We start from the raw sequence: 13,103 nt of genomic DNA, 5'->3' as shown, positions 1-13,103 counted from the left end.
TCCACAGACCTGTCGACAGGCACGCTGCAAAGCGTCAAAGAACCTCCATGCCCGATCCTGCCCCCACTCCGCAGCCTGCAGGCATCGACCTGCCGCATTCCTTCGGCGCGGCGCTGCTGCGCGGGGCGCGCTGCCGCTGCCCGCGCTGCGGCGAGGCGCGGCTGTTCCGGCGCTGGCTCAAGCCTTATGACACCTGCCCCGCCTGCACGCTCGATATCTCGGGCCAGCGGGCGGACGATTTCCCCGCCTACATCTCCATCTTCGTGACCGGGCACTTGCTGGCGCCGGTGCTGATCGTGCTGGCAAGCGATTTTGCGCTGTCGAGCACGGCGATCCTCGCGATCATCCTGCCGCTGGCGGTGGCCTTCATGCTGCTCACGCTGCAACCCGCGAAGGGCGCAGTGATCGCGCTGCAATGGTGGCATGGCATGCACGGCTTTCGCGCCGAACGCCGCCCCCAGCCCGGCGACGACGCATGAGCCTGTCGCCCGAGCGCCTCGACCGCTTTGCCCGCCACATCGTGCTGCCCGAAATCGGCGGCGCGGGGCAGGTCGCGCTGGCCGGCAAGCACCTCGTGCTGGTGGGCCTCGGCGGGATCGGTTCGCCCGCGCTCCAATATCTCGCCGGGGCGGGAATCGGGAAACTCACGCTGGTCGACGACGACCGGGTGGAGGCGTCGAACCTGCAACGCCAGACATTGTTCAATGCGCGCGATGTCGGCCATGGCAAGGCGGTCATCGCCAAGCGCTGGGTGACCGGCTTCGATCCCGAACTCGACGTGACGATCAGCGACCGCCGGATCACGCGCGACAATGCCCATGAACTGGTGGTCGATGCCGACCTGATTCTCGATGGGACGGACAATTTCGCCACCCGGCTGGCGGTATCCGACGCCTGCGTCGCCGAACGCGTCCCGCTGCTGTCCGCGGCGGTCGGCCGCTTTCAGGGGCAGGTCGGCGCCTTTGCCGGGCACTTGCCGGGCGAGGCCTGTTATCGCTGCTTCGTTGGCGATGCGTTCGATGCGGAAGATTGCGACAGCTGCGCCGAGGACGGCATGCTGGGCGCCATGGCCGGCTGGGTCGCGACATTCGCCGCGCTGCAGGCAGTGCGCACCCTGCTCGACGGCGTCAGCGCATTCGGCGCAACCGATTGGGGGCGGGTCCATTTGCTCGACGGGCTCAAGCCCGGCATGCGCAATTTCACCATTGCGAAGGATCCGGCCTGCACCGGCTGCGGATCAGCCGCCTAGCACCTCGTCGACCCATTCCGGCACCACCTTGGTTGCCGGACCCTGGCGGGTTTCGTGGAACCAGCGCGAACCCTGGCTTGCTTCGAGGTTGAGCTCGAGCGTGCGGACGCGCCGCTGGCGCGCTTCCTCGACGAAACCGGCCGCGGGATAGACCGCGCCCGACGTGCCGATCGACACGAACAGGTCCGCCCGCCGCAGCGCCGAATATATCCGCCCCATTTCATAGGGCATCTCGCCGAACCAGACGACATCGGGGCGCAGGCTGCGCGCATCACAGGCCGGGCAAGCCGGGCGATCGATCAGCGGCCCGGTCCACGGCGTGCGCACGTCGCAGGCTGTGCACCAGGCGTTGAGATGCGTCCCATGCATGTGGAGCACGCGCCCCGCGCCAGCGCGTTCGTGCAGATCGTCGACATTCTGCGTAACGATCAGCAGCTCGCCGTCCCAGTTCGCGTCCAGCCGCGCCAGCGCCTCATGCGCGGCATTGGGCTGCTTGGTCTGGATCGCCTCGCGCCGCATGTCGTAGAAACGCAGGACCAGCTCGGGATCGCGCGCGAAGCCTTCGGGCGTGGCGACGTCCTCCACCCGGTGCTGTTCCCACAGCCCGCCGGCATCGCGGAAGGTATCGATGCCGCTTTCCGCGGAAATCCCCGCCCCGGTGAGTATCACGATGTTGCGCATGTCGGTCATTTGCCCTCAAGTAGCGATGCAGAAGGGCAAGTCAAAGACCGGCCATGAACCATAACCGAAAGGGAGCAGCAGTGGCACGGATCGGAATTATCGGCAGCGAAGGCGCAATGGGCCAGGCGCTGGCGGGCGTGATTGACGCCAGCGACCACGAATGGGCCGGCGGCATCGACCGCGGCGGCGATGCGGCATCGCTCGCCGACGCCAGCGATGTGCTGGTGGATTTCTCCTCGCCGCAGGCGCTCGACGCCAATCTGCATGCCGCGATCGGCGCCGGCATCCCGCTCGTCATCGGGACCACCGGGCTGGAGGAACGCCACCACGGCGCGATCGATGATGCCGCGCGTGCAGTGGCGGTGCTGCAGACGGGCAACACCTCGCTGGGGGTGACGCTGCTGGCGCATCTGGTCCGCGAGGCGGCCGAGCGGCTGGGCCCGGACTGGGATATCGAGATCCTTGAAATGCACCACCGCCGCAAGGTCGATGCCCCCAGCGGGACCGCGCTGCTGCTGGGCGAAGCCGCGGCGGCCGGGCGCGGGGTTGCGCTGGGCGATCACGCAGTGCGCGGGCGCGACGGGTGCACCGGCGCGCGGGAAGAGGGCGCGATCGGCTTCGCGGCGCTGCGCGGCGGCACGGTGGCGGGCGAGCACAGCGTCATCCTCGCCGGTAACGAAGAGCGCATCACGCTGTCGCACAGCGCGGAAAACCGGTCGATCTTCGCGCGCGGCGCGGTGCGCGCGGCGGAATGGATGATCGGCCGGACCCCCGGCCGCTATACGATGGATCAGGTGCTGGGGATCTGACCCGGTGACGCTGCGCGCAAGGCTCCACCGGCAGCTCCACATCGGCTCTTGGCCGAACGGCAAGCTGACCGGGCTCAACGTGTTCGTCGTGTGGGTCATCCTCGCGGCGCTGCTGGTGGGGATCGTCGCGACCGAACCGGCGATCCGCCTGCCCTATCAGGACGAAATCCTGATCGCGGAATTCATCTTCGGGCTGGTCTTCCTGCTCGAATATGCGGGCCGGATCTTCGCCGCCCCCGAGCGCGACGGCCCCGGCTCCCCCTGGCAGAAACGCTGGCGCTTCATCTTCTCCCCGATCGGGCTGATCGACCTCGTGGTGGTGGTGGTCAGCCTGGCGCCGTTCTTCGTGGCCAATGCCGCCGTGCTGCGCGTGATCCGCCTGCTGCGGATCGTGTCGATCATGAAATTCAGCCGCTTTTCCGCCGCCATGCGTGAAATCGGCGCGGCGCTGCGCGAACGCAGCTACGATCTGCTCGTCTGCGCCACGCTGGCGCTGGTGCTTGTGCTGCTGGGCGCTGCCGGCCTCTACTGGGTCGAGGGGGATCTGCAGCCCAAGCAGTTCGGCTCGATCCCGCGCGCGCTGTGGTGGGCGGTGATCACGCTGACCACGGTGGGATATGGCGACGCCTACCCGGTCACCGCACTGGGCCGGCTGATCGGTTCGGCTGTCGCCATCGGCGGCGTGCTGCTGGTCGCCCTGCCCACCGGAATCGTTGCCGCCGCCTTCAGCGACGCCATGCAACGCCGCCGCGAAGCGATGGCCCGCGCGCTCGAGGAAATGGAAGGCGCAGGCCTGGAATGAGCCGCCAACAGCTATGACCAAAGACCAGATATTCGAGTTTTTCCGCCGACTGGCGGAGGACAATCCCTCACCCGAGACCGAGCTGGAATATGGCAATGCCTACCAGCTGGTGGTGGCCGTGGCGCTGTCGGCGCAGGCGACCGATGTCGGCGTCAACAAGGCCACGCGCGCGCTCTTCGCCGAAGTGGAGACGCCCCGGCAGATGCTCGAACTGGGCGAAGAGGGACTGAAGGAGCACATCAAGACCATCGGCCTGTTCAACTCCAAGGCCAAGAACGTGATCGCGCTGAGCCAATTGCTGGTCGACGAGTATGACGGCGAGGTGCCCGACACGCGCGAGGATCTCGTCCGCCTGCCCGGTGTGGGCCGCAAGACCGCCAATGTCGTGCTCAATTGCTGGTTCGGGCAGGAGACCTTCGCGGTCGACACGCATATCCTGCGTGTCGGTAACCGCACCGGCCTCGCCAAGGGCAAGACGCCCGAGCAGGTCGAGGCCAAGCTGGAAAAGCGCGTCCCCCAGCCCTTCCGCCTTGGCGCGCATCACTGGCTGATCCTGCACGGCCGCTATATCTGCAAGGCGCGCACGCCCGAATGCTGGCGCTGCCCGGTGGTCGATCTGTGCAGCTACCGCAAGAAGGTGCTGGAGAAGCCCAGGGGACGGTAGGTCCAACAGCCTCCCCATCCGGCGCCGCCAGACGGGGCGGATTCTCTATTCAGACATCGTCCGCCGAGATCATCTCGCGCGTGTCGATCTCGCCGGTCATCACCGCCACCGTAGTTGCCACGGCCGCGTCGCCGCTAACATTGGTGGTGGTGCGCATCATGTCCATGATCCGGTCCACACCGGCGACGAAGGCGATCGTTTCCAGCGGCACGCCGACCGCGCCGAACACCAGCGCCATCATGATCAGGCCCGCGCCGGGGATGCCCGCCGCGCCGACCGCGCCCAGCGTGGCGAGGATCGAGATGAGGAAATAATCGCCCATCGACAGGTCGACGCCGAAAATCTGCGCGCCGAACAGCGTCGCAAGTCCCAGGTACATCGCCGTGCCGTTCATGTTGATCGTCGCCCCCAGCGCGATCACGAAGCTCGCCACCGAGTTCGACACGCCGAGGTTCCGCTCGGCGCAACGCAGCGTCACCGGCAGCGTCGCGTTCGAACTGGCGGTCGAATAGCTCACCGCCATCGCATCGACGATGCCGCGGAAGAAATCGCGCACCGGCAGCCGGGCGAGGAACTTGATCATGCTGCCGTAGATCAGCACGATGATCAGCAGGCAGCCGAGATAGTTGAGGCCGACGAGCTTGGCGAGGCTGACCAAGGCATCGAGCCCCAGCGTGCCCGCCACCCAGGCCATCAGCGCGAAGACGCCGAAGGGGGTCAGCTCCATCACGATCATGGTGACCTTCTGCATGATCACCGCGCCGCTATCGAACACCTTCTGAACGGGAAGGCCTTCTTCCTTGGCCATCAGGATGCCGATGCCGATCAGCAGCGAAAAGACGATCAGCGGCAACACGGCCACGTCCGCCATCACCTGGACCGGGCTTTCGGGCACGATCGAAAGCACCATGTCGACCGCAGTGGTTTCGTTGGGAACCGGGGTCTCGCCCATCTGGATCGCGCTGGTATCCACACCCGCGCCCGGCTGGATCAGCGTGCCGAGGCCGAGGCCCAGCCAGACCGCGATCTGCCCGGTGACGACGAACAGCAGCAGCGCGCGTCCGCCGACCGCGCCCAGCTTGCGCAGGTTGCCGATCGCGGCGACGCCCGACACGAGGCTGAAGAAGATCAGCGGGACGACCAGCATCTTGATCGCCTTGATGAAGAAATCGCCGATCCACTTGATGCTTTCGGCATCGGGCCCCCAGGCCCAGCCGGTGAACACACCCAGAATGAGCGCAGTGACCACGCGCTGCCACAGTGGAATTTCGAACCACGTCTTCAGCAAATTCCCAACCCCTGTCTACCGTCGTTGCAAGCGGCATGGCCGCGCGCCAATCCATGACGCAGTTCTCGGCGAAAGCAAAGCAAAGTGAACGCCGGACCGCCGCTGCCCGGCGTCCTGGCCTAGGCCTGGCCGGCCAGCACGTCCCGCGCGATGCGCGCGTAAATCCGGCCGAGCGCCGCAAGGTCTTCCACCGCCACCGCCTCATTGGTCTTGTGCATGGTTGCATTGACCAGCCCGAATTCGATCACCGGGCAGACGCTGCGCAGGAACCGCGCATCCGACGTGCCGCCGGTGGTCGAGGGTTCGGGATCGACGCCGGTTTCCGCCTTCACGGCGGCGGCGATGCTGTCGCTGAAGGCGCCCGGCGGGGTCAGGAACGGCTCGCCGCTGATGATCGGCAGCGCGTTGCCGCCATGCTTTTCCGCGATTGCGCCGACTGTCTCGGACAGCGATGCCCCCGAATGCAGATCGTTGAAGCGGATCGAGATCCGCGCCTTGGCGACCGCGGGGATCACGTTGTGTGCATCGTTGGGCACGTCGATCTCGGTCACTTCGAGATTGCTCGGCTGGAACCAGTCGGTGCCTTCGTCGAGCACCAGTGCGTCGAGGTCGGCGAGCATCGCCACCAGCCGGGGGATCGGATTGTCCGCCAGATGCGGATAGGCGACATGCCCCTGCGTGCCCTGCACTTCGAGCCAGATGTTGACCGAACCGCGCCGCCCGATCTTCATCATGTCGCCCAGCCGGTTGACCGACGTGGGTTCCCCGACGAGGCACAGGTCCGGCTGGTGGCCTTGCTCGCGCATGAAATCGATCAGCGCGCGCGTGCCGTGCAGCGCGGGCCCTTCCTCGTCGCCGGTGATGATGAAGCTGATCGTCCCCGCGTCGGCAGGCACCTGCGCCGCCGCATCGACCATGCAGGCGATCGCTCCCTTCATGTCGACCGCGCCGCGGCCATAGAGCAGCTCGCCGCGCACTTCGGGTTCGAAGGCCTCGCTGGTCCAGCCGCCACCGGGCGGGACGACGTCGAGATGGCCGGCAAAGGCCAGGTGCCGCGAGCCTTCGGGTCCGCGGCGGATCGCGAAGAGGTTCTCCACCGGCGCCTCGGGCGTGCCCGCGGCGCCCTCCCCGCGCGTGAACCGCGTCACCTCGAAGCCGAGCGGCGCCAGCATCGCTTCCAGCGCATCGAACACCTCTCCCGTGGCGGGAGTGACACTGGGCGCGGCCATCAGCCGCTTGGCGAGATCGAGAACATCAGTCATGCTGTGTCCGCTAGCAGGAGTGCGCAGCGATGCCCAAGCTCGATCTCGATGCCATCCCCCAGACCAATGCGACGGGCTATCCCGCGCCGTTCGATGCGCCCGTGAGCGGCCGCCGCTACCGCCGCCTCGCCCCGGCCTGCGGGCTCGAGCATCTGCGCGCGAGCCACGTCGTGCTCGAGCCGGGCGCCTGGTCGAGCCAGCGGCACTGGCACACCGATCTCGACGAACTGCTGGTAATGCTCGCAGGCGAAGCGGTGCTGGTCGAGGACGATGGCGAAACCGCCGTGCGCCCTGGCGATATCCTCGCCTGGCCCGCGGGCGCGGCCAATGGCCACCACCTGCAGAACCGGGGCGAGGAGCCTTGCGTCTTCGTGGTCGCTTCTGCGGGCGATTTCGCCATCGACGGCGGCGAGTATGCCGATATCGACATGCGGTTCAGCCCCGAAGGCTATTTCCGCCGCGATGGCAGCCGTTACGAGACCGAGCGCGTGCCCTAGTCGCGTGCCTCTTCGGGCAGCGGCCCCGGCTCGAAAGCGCGGTCGAGATATTCGGCCATGCGCAACCCCGCCTGCAGCACGCGGCGCCGCGCGATCGGGGCCGAGCGTTCGATCAGTTCCTGCGACAGCGCAGTCTCGCGCGGCAGCTCGCCCTCGCACGGGTCGCAGCCAAAGGTTTTGGGATAGATGAAGTCGCGTGAGATCTGCCAGCTTTCGCGGCCCCAGTCGGCGGCCTCGCCCCCAGCCAGCTCGGCGCGTTCGGCCGCGCTGTAGCGCCGCGCGATCGGCGGATTGCCGCTGATCGCGCGTTCGGCCAGCGGCCCGTCCCACACCCAGTGCAGGTTCAGCCCCGGGACGATGCCATAGGCGGCCTCGCGGTCGTTGCCGCCGCGGTCGTCGTGATCGCCCGAATGCAGCGGCATGTGGATGTTGCCGATGAAGTGGACGAGGAAGGCGAGCGCTTCCACGCGGACATTGTCGGGCAGGCTTTCGTCGGCGAGGATGCGCTGGTTGCGTTCGACCTGCGCGCTGACGCAGCCGAGGCCCGAGCAGTTCTTGCGCGCGTCATATTCCTCGGTGACCGGCTCGGTCTGGTAGTGCCAGGCGAAAGTGTAGCCCCAGCGCCAGTACTGGCCGCGCAGGCAGTCGGGCCACACGCTCGCATCCTGCAGACTGTCCAGGTCGCAATCGGGCGTGCCCAGCAGAGGCGAGGCCTGCAGCAGCCGTGCGATGTCCGCGCGCGTCTGCGGCCGCACGTTTTCCAGCGCGATATCGGCGGTCACCGTATGCGCGTAGAAGCCCCAGGCCTGCGCCTGCGCGGGGAGCAGCAGCGCCACCAGCGCGGCGCATGCGCTCAGGCAATGGTTTCGTATTGCTCGATGACCCATTCTTCGTTGTCCGATGCCTTGATCCAGGTTTGCAGCCACTCATGCTCCCACACCGCCTGCATATAGGCGGCGGCGAAGCCGGGTACGGCGATCTGATAGCTGATGAAGCGTGACACGACGGGGGCGAAATAGACATCCGCCGCGCCGAAAGTGCCGAACAGGAACGGGCCACCGCTGCCGAAGCGGCTGCGCGCCTCGGCCCACAGCCCGAGAATGCGCAGGATGTCCTGCCGGCAGGCCTCGCTCGGGGTGAAGCCCTCGAACCGCTTGCGCACGTTCATCGGGCATTCGCCGCGCAGCGCATGGTAGGAGGAATGCATTTCCGCGACCATCGAGCGCGCCATGCCGCGCGCAACTGCATCCTTGGGCCAGAACCGATCGCGCCCGACCTTGTCGGCGAGATATTCGAGGATCGCGAGGCTGTCCCACACCACCGCCTCGTCGTCCCACAGGATCGGCACCTTGCCATGCGAGGGCTGCGTGCCGCCATCCTCGCTCTTGAGCGCATCCCATTGCTTGCCGAACATCGGCACGGTGATTTCCTCGAACGACAGGCCCGACTGCTTCGCCGCGAGCCAGCCGCGCAGGCTCCAGCTCGAGTAATTCTTGTTGCCGATGATCAGCTTCATGTATGCACCCACCTTGCGTGGGGCGGCGGTAGAGACCCGGCCGGGCACTGTCGAGGCTGAACAGCCAAGGCCGCCCGGCCCCGGTTCGTCATTCCCGCCCAGGCGGGAATCCGGATAATCTTTCCGCCCCGCAGGACGCTTTGCAATCCGCATCCGATGTGCCAGCAAGACCCCTTATCTAGGCCCCTGCCTTCGCAGGGGCGACGGAGTAGACATGTCGCTCAGGCCCTTCCACCTCGCCTTCCCGGTTCACGACCTCGCCGCGGCCCGCGCCTTCTATGGCGAAACGATGGGTTGCCGCGAGGGACGATCGAGCGCCGAATGGGTCGATTTCGATTTCTACGGCCACCAGATCGTCGCGCATCTCGCCCCCGGCGAAGCGGGCGACCGCGCGAACAACCATGTCGACGGGCACGGCGTGCCCGTGCCGCATTTCGGCGTGGTGCTGGCGATGGCGGACTGGCAAGCGCTGGCCGACCGGCTCGAGGCCGCGGGCACCGAATTCGCAATACCGCCGACCATCCGCTTCAAGGGCCAACCCGGCGAACAGGCGACGATGTTCTTCCGCGACCCCAGCGGCAACGCGCTGGAGATGAAGGCCTTCGCCGACGACGCGATGCTGTTTGCGACGTAAGAGATCCAAGCCGACGAATCCAACCGCGGTCATACGCCCGATCGCAATTCCGGCTGTTTCCCCGGCTGAAGACTAGGCAAGGGGTTAAGAACGCTCGGAAACCTTGCGAACAAGGGCAGTACTTTCCCTCCCGCTAGACTTTGTCTCGCCCCTGTGTATCCTCTGAAAAACTAAAGACACAAGAAACGACAGGAGGTCCGCAGTGAAATGGCAGGCGTTACTTTTTCTTGGTCTGACAATATCTGGTGCGGGCATGGCTTCGGCCGATGAGCGTACGGTCAAGCCGGGTTACAAGGCTTCGGGCGAACCGATCACCAATCCGGCTCATCCGGGCTACGATCCGGACCTAATCGTTTGCCGTGATTGGAGAAAGACCGGCACACGGGCGAAGGTGAGGAACGTGTGCCTCACGAACAAGCGCTGGGCCCGTGTGACGCGTGACGGAAATTCCTTCGCGCGAAGCCTGGTCAGAAATGCCTCGGGTGAGAATACGGGCGGCTGGTAAATGCCCCGCCAGCCTGGCCCTGCCAGTCTTGCCGATCTTGCAGCTGGAGGTGCGAGAAAGTCCGCCGCCAAGCGGATGCCACCTAGACCCCCGCGTCGCCCAGGACCGCCGCCCTTAGCTCGCCGATACCCATGCCCTTTTCCGCACTGGTAACGTGGATTTCGGGGAAGGCGGCGACGTGTTTGCGTGCTTCGGCTTCGGTGGCCTCGATCACCTTGGCGAGTTCGCTGGCCTTCATCTTGTCGGCCTTGGTCAGCACGACACGGTAACCCACCGCTGCCTCGTCGAGCATTTTCATCATCTCGCGGTCGACATCCTTGGGGCCGTGGCGCCCATCGACCAGCACCAGCGTGCGCGCCAGTACGGGCCGGCCGCGCAGATAGGTCTTCACGAGGCTCTTCCACTTCTCGACCACTTTCACCGGCGCCTTGGCAAAGCCGTAGCCGGGCATGTCGACGAGACGGAACAGCGTGGGTTCGCCCACTTCGAAGAAGTTGAGTTCCTGCGTGCGGCCAGGCGTGACCGAAGCGCGCGCGATCGCCTTGCGCCCGGTCAGCGCATTGAGCAGCGAGCTCTTGCCCACGTTCGAGCGTCCGCAGAAGGCGATCTCGGGTACGGTGGGTTCGGGCAGGAACTTGAGCTGCGGCGCCGAAAGGAGGAAATCCACCCGGCCCGAGAACAGCTTGCCCGCGCGCCGTTCGAGCGCGGCCCGCTCGGCAGCTTCTTCGGTGCTCATGATCCCGCCTTTGCAGCTTCGGCGGCTTTGCGCGCCTTTTCTTCCTCGATCGAGGCGCGCAGCTGCGGATGCTTCGAATAGAGGTACTTCTGCTGCGCCAGCGTGAGCACGTTGGAGGTTACCCAGTACAGCAGCAGGCCGGCGGCGAAGGGCGCCATCACGAACATCAGGATCCACGGCATGATGTCGAAGATCTTCTGCTGCATCGGGTCCATCTGGCTCGGGTTGAGGCGGAAGGTCAGCCACATGGTGAAGCCGAGCAGCACCGCGAGCACGCCGAGGCCGAAGATGATCATCAGGAACTGCGGCACGTCGATCCCGACATAGGCCAGCGCATTGGCAAGATTGGCCGGGTCGGGCGCGGACAGGTTGCCGATCCACAGGAAGTCGCGGTGCCGCATCTCGATCGCGAGATAGAGCACCTTGTAGAGCGCGAAGAACACCGGGATCTGCAGCAGCATTGGCAGGCAGCCCGCAACGGGGTTGACCTTCTCGCTCTTGTAGAGCGCCATGATTTCCTGCTGCTGCTTGGGCTTGTCGTCCTTGTACTTCTCCTGCAGCGCTTTCATCTTCGGCTGGATGGCCTTCATCTCCGCCATGCTGGCGAAGCCGCGCTGCGCGATCGGGAACATCAGGCCGCGCACGATGAAGGTCAGCCCGATGATCGCGATGCCGAAATTGCCCACCGCGTCGTAGATCGTGCGCAGCAGCCACAACATCGGCTTCTCGAACCAGCGGAACCAGCCCCAATCGATCGCCAGGCCGAACTTCTGGATGCCCGCATCCTCGTAGGAATTGAGCACCGCGCTTTCCTTGGCCCCCGCATAGAGGCGCGAGGTGACCGTCAGCGCATTGCCCGCGGGCAGCGTGGTCGCTTCGTAGATCATGTCGGCGCGGTAGGTTTCGTCGCCCATCGCGCGGAAGGTGGTTTCAGGCGCGCTGTCGTCCTGCGGGACGAGCGCGGCGAGCCAGTAGATATCGGTGAAGCCGACCCAGCTGGTGCGGCCTTCGGGCGAAACGCGCTGGTCTTCGTCGAGATCGTCGTAATCGATGTCGTAATCGGCGCTGTCGCCGAACACGCCGATCGGTCCCGAGTGCGCGATCCACAGGTCTTCGCTGGCCGTACGGCTGGTGCGGTTGACGAGTCCGAAAGGCTGCACGACCACATCATTGTCCGCAGTGTTGGCCACCGTCTGCTCGGCAGTGATCATGTACTGGTCGTCGATCGTATAGCGGATCGAGAAGGTCAGCCCTTCGCCATTGTCATGCGTCAGCGTGAGCGGGGTGTCGGCGCTCAGCACATCGCCATCGGCTTCCCACAGCGTCTGCGGCCCGGGTACCTTGAGGTTCGAGCCGACCCAGCCGAACTGCGCGAACTGCTGCGCCGGGGTGCCGCTGGGCGAGAAGATGCGGACCGGTTCGCTGTCCTTCTGCGTGGTCTCGTCATACTCCTTGAGGACGATGTCGTCGACGACGCCGCCGCGCAGATTGACCGAGCCGGCCACCCGCGGGGCGTCGATGCGCACGCGGTCGGGACTGGCCAGCGCGGTCTTAAGGTCGGCGGCTTCCTGCGCGCGCATCGCCGGATCGACGAGCCCGCCGGTGCGCGAATGCTGCGTTGCCGCCTGGCTGGCCTGTTCGGTCGGGGTGTCCGCCCGGTCTTCCACCAGCGCCTGTTCGGGCTGCGGATAGAAATAGTCCATCGCCGACGTCCAGCCTAGCAACAGCAGGAAGGAGAGCGCAATGGCGAGGATCAGGTTACGCTGGTTGTCCAAGGTCGGTCCCGTCTTTGTCCGGTCGAATACAGAATGTGGGGAGGTGTCTTAGCCTGTCAAGACAGTGCTAGGGCACCGGATCGTGGCCGTGGCCGCCCCATGGGTTGCAGCGCAATATACGCTTGAATGCCATCCATCCACCCTTGATCGCGCCGTGTTTTCCCAGCGCCTCGATCGCATACTGGCTGCACGAGGGGTGATAGCGGCAGGTCGGCGGCAGGATCCGGCTTGGCCCGAGCTGCCACAGGCGGGCAATCCAGATGAGCGGGTGCTTCACGCGCGGCGGCTGCGATGCGCACGCGGGCTGCGCGCGCGATCGCCCTTGCCCTGCGCCGCGCGGTCGAGCGCAGCGGCCAACTCGTCGCGCAATTTGGCGAAATCGCGTTCGACTCCGCCCGCACGGCCGATCAGGACATGGTCGTGATCGGGCAGGCCGCTATCGGGCAGTGCGTCCCACAGCAATTCGCGGAACCGCCGTTTCATGCGGTTGCGCACCACTGCATTGCCGATTTTCTTGGTTACCGTGATGCCATAGCGCTTGCCCCGCCCGTCATTGGGGTGGGCCAGCAGCACGAAGCCGGGGCGCGCCACCCGCAGCCCGCGATTCGCCGCCAGGAAGTTGCCGCGCTTGCGGATGACGGAAAGACTCGGGTCCATGGGAGTCAGATACGCGAACGGGCCCCCC

General features: G+C 66.2%; 17 protein-coding genes. 8 read left to right on the top strand and 9 right to left on the bottom strand.

Annotated elements, in window-relative coordinates:
- The first annotated feature begins 47 nt into the window (after positions 1-47).
- Both SJY12_RS12045 and SJY12_RS12040 read left to right on the top strand, forming a co-directional pair.
- Entirely contained in the window at positions 48-479 is a 432-nt protein-coding gene (locus tag SJY12_RS12045; protein WP_397505470.1) for a DUF983 domain-containing protein, read from the top strand.
- On the top strand, positions 476-1,249 hold the full coding sequence (locus tag SJY12_RS12040) for a HesA/MoeB/ThiF family protein (RefSeq protein ID WP_197458159.1): 774 nt from the start codon (positions 476-478) through the stop codon (positions 1,247-1,249). The genes SJY12_RS12045 and SJY12_RS12040 overlap by 4 nt, the downstream gene beginning before the upstream one ends.
- Here SJY12_RS12040 and SJY12_RS12035 read toward each other — a convergent pair.
- Positions 1,238-1,939 carry an NAD-dependent deacylase gene (locus tag SJY12_RS12035; protein WP_063505627.1) on the bottom strand — a complete coding sequence of 234 codons (702 nt, stop codon included), beginning with the start codon at positions 1,937-1,939 and terminating at the stop codon, positions 1,238-1,240. The two genes, SJY12_RS12040 and SJY12_RS12035, sit on opposite strands and share 12 nt — an antisense overlap.
- A 71-nt stretch (positions 1,940-2,010) precedes the next feature.
- Between SJY12_RS12035 and dapB the strand changes: the two genes are divergently transcribed.
- Genes dapB through nth form a run of 3 tightly spaced genes read left to right on the top strand, consistent with a single transcriptional unit; the run spans position 2,011 to position 4,205 of the window.
- Positions 2,011-2,739 (top strand): 4-hydroxy-tetrahydrodipicolinate reductase, encoded by a 729-nt coding sequence (dapB, locus tag SJY12_RS12030; RefSeq protein ID WP_397505469.1) that lies wholly within the window; start codon positions 2,011-2,013, stop codon positions 2,737-2,739.
- 4 nt (positions 2,740-2,743) lie between these two features.
- The gene (locus SJY12_RS12025; RefSeq protein WP_050599744.1) at positions 2,744-3,541 is read left to right on the top strand and encodes an ion transporter; all 798 of its coding nucleotides are present in this window, start codon (positions 2,744-2,746) and stop codon (positions 3,539-3,541) included.
- Positions 3,542-3,554: 13 nt separating this feature from the next.
- A complete protein-coding gene (nth, locus tag SJY12_RS12020; RefSeq protein ID WP_063505625.1) occupies positions 3,555-4,205 on the top strand; it encodes an endonuclease III in 651 nt (216 codons plus the stop codon).
- A 49-nt stretch (positions 4,206-4,254) separates the two neighbouring features.
- On the opposite strand, the gene SJY12_RS12015 is transcribed toward nth, so the two are convergent.
- Both SJY12_RS12015 and dapE read right to left on the bottom strand, forming a co-directional pair.
- Positions 4,255-5,493: a dicarboxylate/amino acid:cation symporter gene (locus SJY12_RS12015; protein ID WP_397505468.1), complete on the bottom strand. Its 1,239-nt coding sequence runs from the start codon at positions 5,491-5,493 to the stop codon at positions 4,255-4,257.
- A gap of 119 nt (positions 5,494-5,612) precedes the next feature.
- A complete protein-coding gene (dapE, locus tag SJY12_RS12010; protein ID WP_397505467.1) occupies positions 5,613-6,755 on the bottom strand; it encodes a succinyl-diaminopimelate desuccinylase in 1,143 nt (380 codons plus the stop codon).
- 29 nt (positions 6,756-6,784) lie between these two features.
- Here dapE and SJY12_RS12005 point away from each other — a divergent pair, with 29 nt between their 5' ends.
- A complete protein-coding gene (locus tag SJY12_RS12005) occupies positions 6,785-7,252 on the top strand; it encodes a cupin domain-containing protein (protein WP_397505466.1) in 468 nt (155 codons plus the stop codon).
- Here SJY12_RS12005 and SJY12_RS12000 read toward each other — a convergent pair.
- Both SJY12_RS12000 and SJY12_RS11995 read right to left on the bottom strand, forming a co-directional pair.
- The gene (locus SJY12_RS12000) at positions 7,249-8,088 is read right to left on the bottom strand and encodes a S1/P1 nuclease (protein ID WP_397505465.1); all 840 of its coding nucleotides are present in this window, start codon (positions 8,086-8,088) and stop codon (positions 7,249-7,251) included. The two genes, SJY12_RS12005 and SJY12_RS12000, sit on opposite strands and share 4 nt — an antisense overlap.
- Before the next feature lie 17 nt (positions 8,089-8,105).
- Positions 8,106-8,768, bottom strand: a complete 663-nt coding sequence (locus tag SJY12_RS11995) for a glutathione S-transferase family protein (RefSeq protein WP_063505227.1) — start codon at positions 8,766-8,768, stop codon at positions 8,106-8,108.
- Positions 8,769-8,982: 214 nt separating this feature from the next.
- On the opposite strand from SJY12_RS11995, the gene SJY12_RS11990 reads away from it, so the two are divergent.
- Together SJY12_RS11990 and SJY12_RS11985 are read left to right on the top strand one after the other, a co-directional pair.
- Positions 8,983-9,402: a VOC family protein gene (locus SJY12_RS11990; protein ID WP_230833270.1), complete on the top strand. Its 420-nt coding sequence runs from the start codon at positions 8,983-8,985 to the stop codon at positions 9,400-9,402.
- 202 nt (positions 9,403-9,604) lie between these two features.
- The gene (locus SJY12_RS11985) at positions 9,605-9,907 is read left to right on the top strand and encodes a hypothetical protein (RefSeq protein ID WP_397505464.1); all 303 of its coding nucleotides are present in this window, start codon (positions 9,605-9,607) and stop codon (positions 9,905-9,907) included.
- 82 nt (positions 9,908-9,989) lie between these two features.
- On the opposite strand, the gene yihA is transcribed toward SJY12_RS11985, so the two are convergent.
- The 4 genes from yihA to rnpA form a co-directional block, all read right to left on the bottom strand.
- A complete protein-coding gene (yihA, locus tag SJY12_RS11980; RefSeq protein WP_063505229.1) occupies positions 9,990-10,643 on the bottom strand; it encodes a ribosome biogenesis GTP-binding protein YihA/YsxC in 654 nt (217 codons plus the stop codon).
- The gene (gene yidC, locus SJY12_RS11975) at positions 10,640-12,418 is read right to left on the bottom strand and encodes a membrane protein insertase YidC (protein ID WP_397505463.1); all 1,779 of its coding nucleotides are present in this window, start codon (positions 12,416-12,418) and stop codon (positions 10,640-10,642) included. Before yidC ends, yihA begins: the two co-directional genes overlap by 4 nt.
- Before the next feature lie 67 nt (positions 12,419-12,485).
- Positions 12,486-12,695, bottom strand: coding sequence for a membrane protein insertion efficiency factor YidD (gene yidD / locus SJY12_RS11970; RefSeq protein WP_050599755.1), 210 nt, complete (start codon positions 12,693-12,695; stop codon positions 12,486-12,488).
- Positions 12,692-13,075 carry a ribonuclease P protein component gene (gene rnpA / locus SJY12_RS11965; RefSeq protein ID WP_397505462.1) on the bottom strand — a complete coding sequence of 128 codons (384 nt, stop codon included), beginning with the start codon at positions 13,073-13,075 and terminating at the stop codon, positions 12,692-12,694. Before rnpA ends, yidD begins: the two co-directional genes overlap by 4 nt.
- Between the last annotated feature and the right edge of the window lie 28 nt (positions 13,076-13,103).

It is taken from the genome of Qipengyuania sp. R86523 (assembly GCF_044596365.1).
In the GTDB taxonomy this organism is placed as follows: domain Bacteria; phylum Pseudomonadota; class Alphaproteobacteria; order Sphingomonadales; family Sphingomonadaceae; genus Qipengyuania; species Qipengyuania citrea.
Note: the sequence above shows the minus strand (reverse complement) of the source record. Positions and strands in the feature narration are given on the sequence as shown.

Excerpts from the sequence above, each read along its gene's own strand:
- SJY12_RS12045 (WP_397505470.1), top strand. The coding sequence starts at position 48 with ATGCCCGATCCTGCCCCCACTCCGCAGCCTGCAGGCATCGACCTGCCG.
- SJY12_RS12040 (WP_197458159.1), top strand. The coding sequence starts at position 476 with ATGAGCCTGTCGCCCGAGCGCCTCGACCGCTTTGCCCGCCACATCGTG.
- SJY12_RS12035 (WP_063505627.1), bottom strand. The coding sequence starts at position 1,939 with ATGACCGACATGCGCAACATCGTGATACTCACCGGGGCGGGGATTTCC.
- nth (WP_063505625.1), top strand. The coding sequence starts at position 3,555 with ATGACCAAAGACCAGATATTCGAGTTTTTCCGCCGACTGGCGGAGGAC.
- dapE (WP_397505467.1), bottom strand. The coding sequence starts at position 6,755 with ATGACTGATGTTCTCGATCTCGCCAAGCGGCTGATGGCCGCGCCCAGT.
- SJY12_RS12005 (WP_397505466.1), top strand. The coding sequence starts at position 6,785 with ATGCCCAAGCTCGATCTCGATGCCATCCCCCAGACCAATGCGACGGGC.
- SJY12_RS11995 (WP_063505227.1), bottom strand. The coding sequence starts at position 8,768 with ATGAAGCTGATCATCGGCAACAAGAATTACTCGAGCTGGAGCCTGCGC.
- SJY12_RS11990 (WP_230833270.1), top strand. The coding sequence starts at position 8,983 with ATGTCGCTCAGGCCCTTCCACCTCGCCTTCCCGGTTCACGACCTCGCC.
- yihA (WP_063505229.1), bottom strand. The coding sequence starts at position 10,643 with ATGAGCACCGAAGAAGCTGCCGAGCGGGCCGCGCTCGAACGGCGCGCG.
- rnpA (WP_397505462.1), bottom strand. The coding sequence starts at position 13,075 with ATGGACCCGAGTCTTTCCGTCATCCGCAAGCGCGGCAACTTCCTGGCG.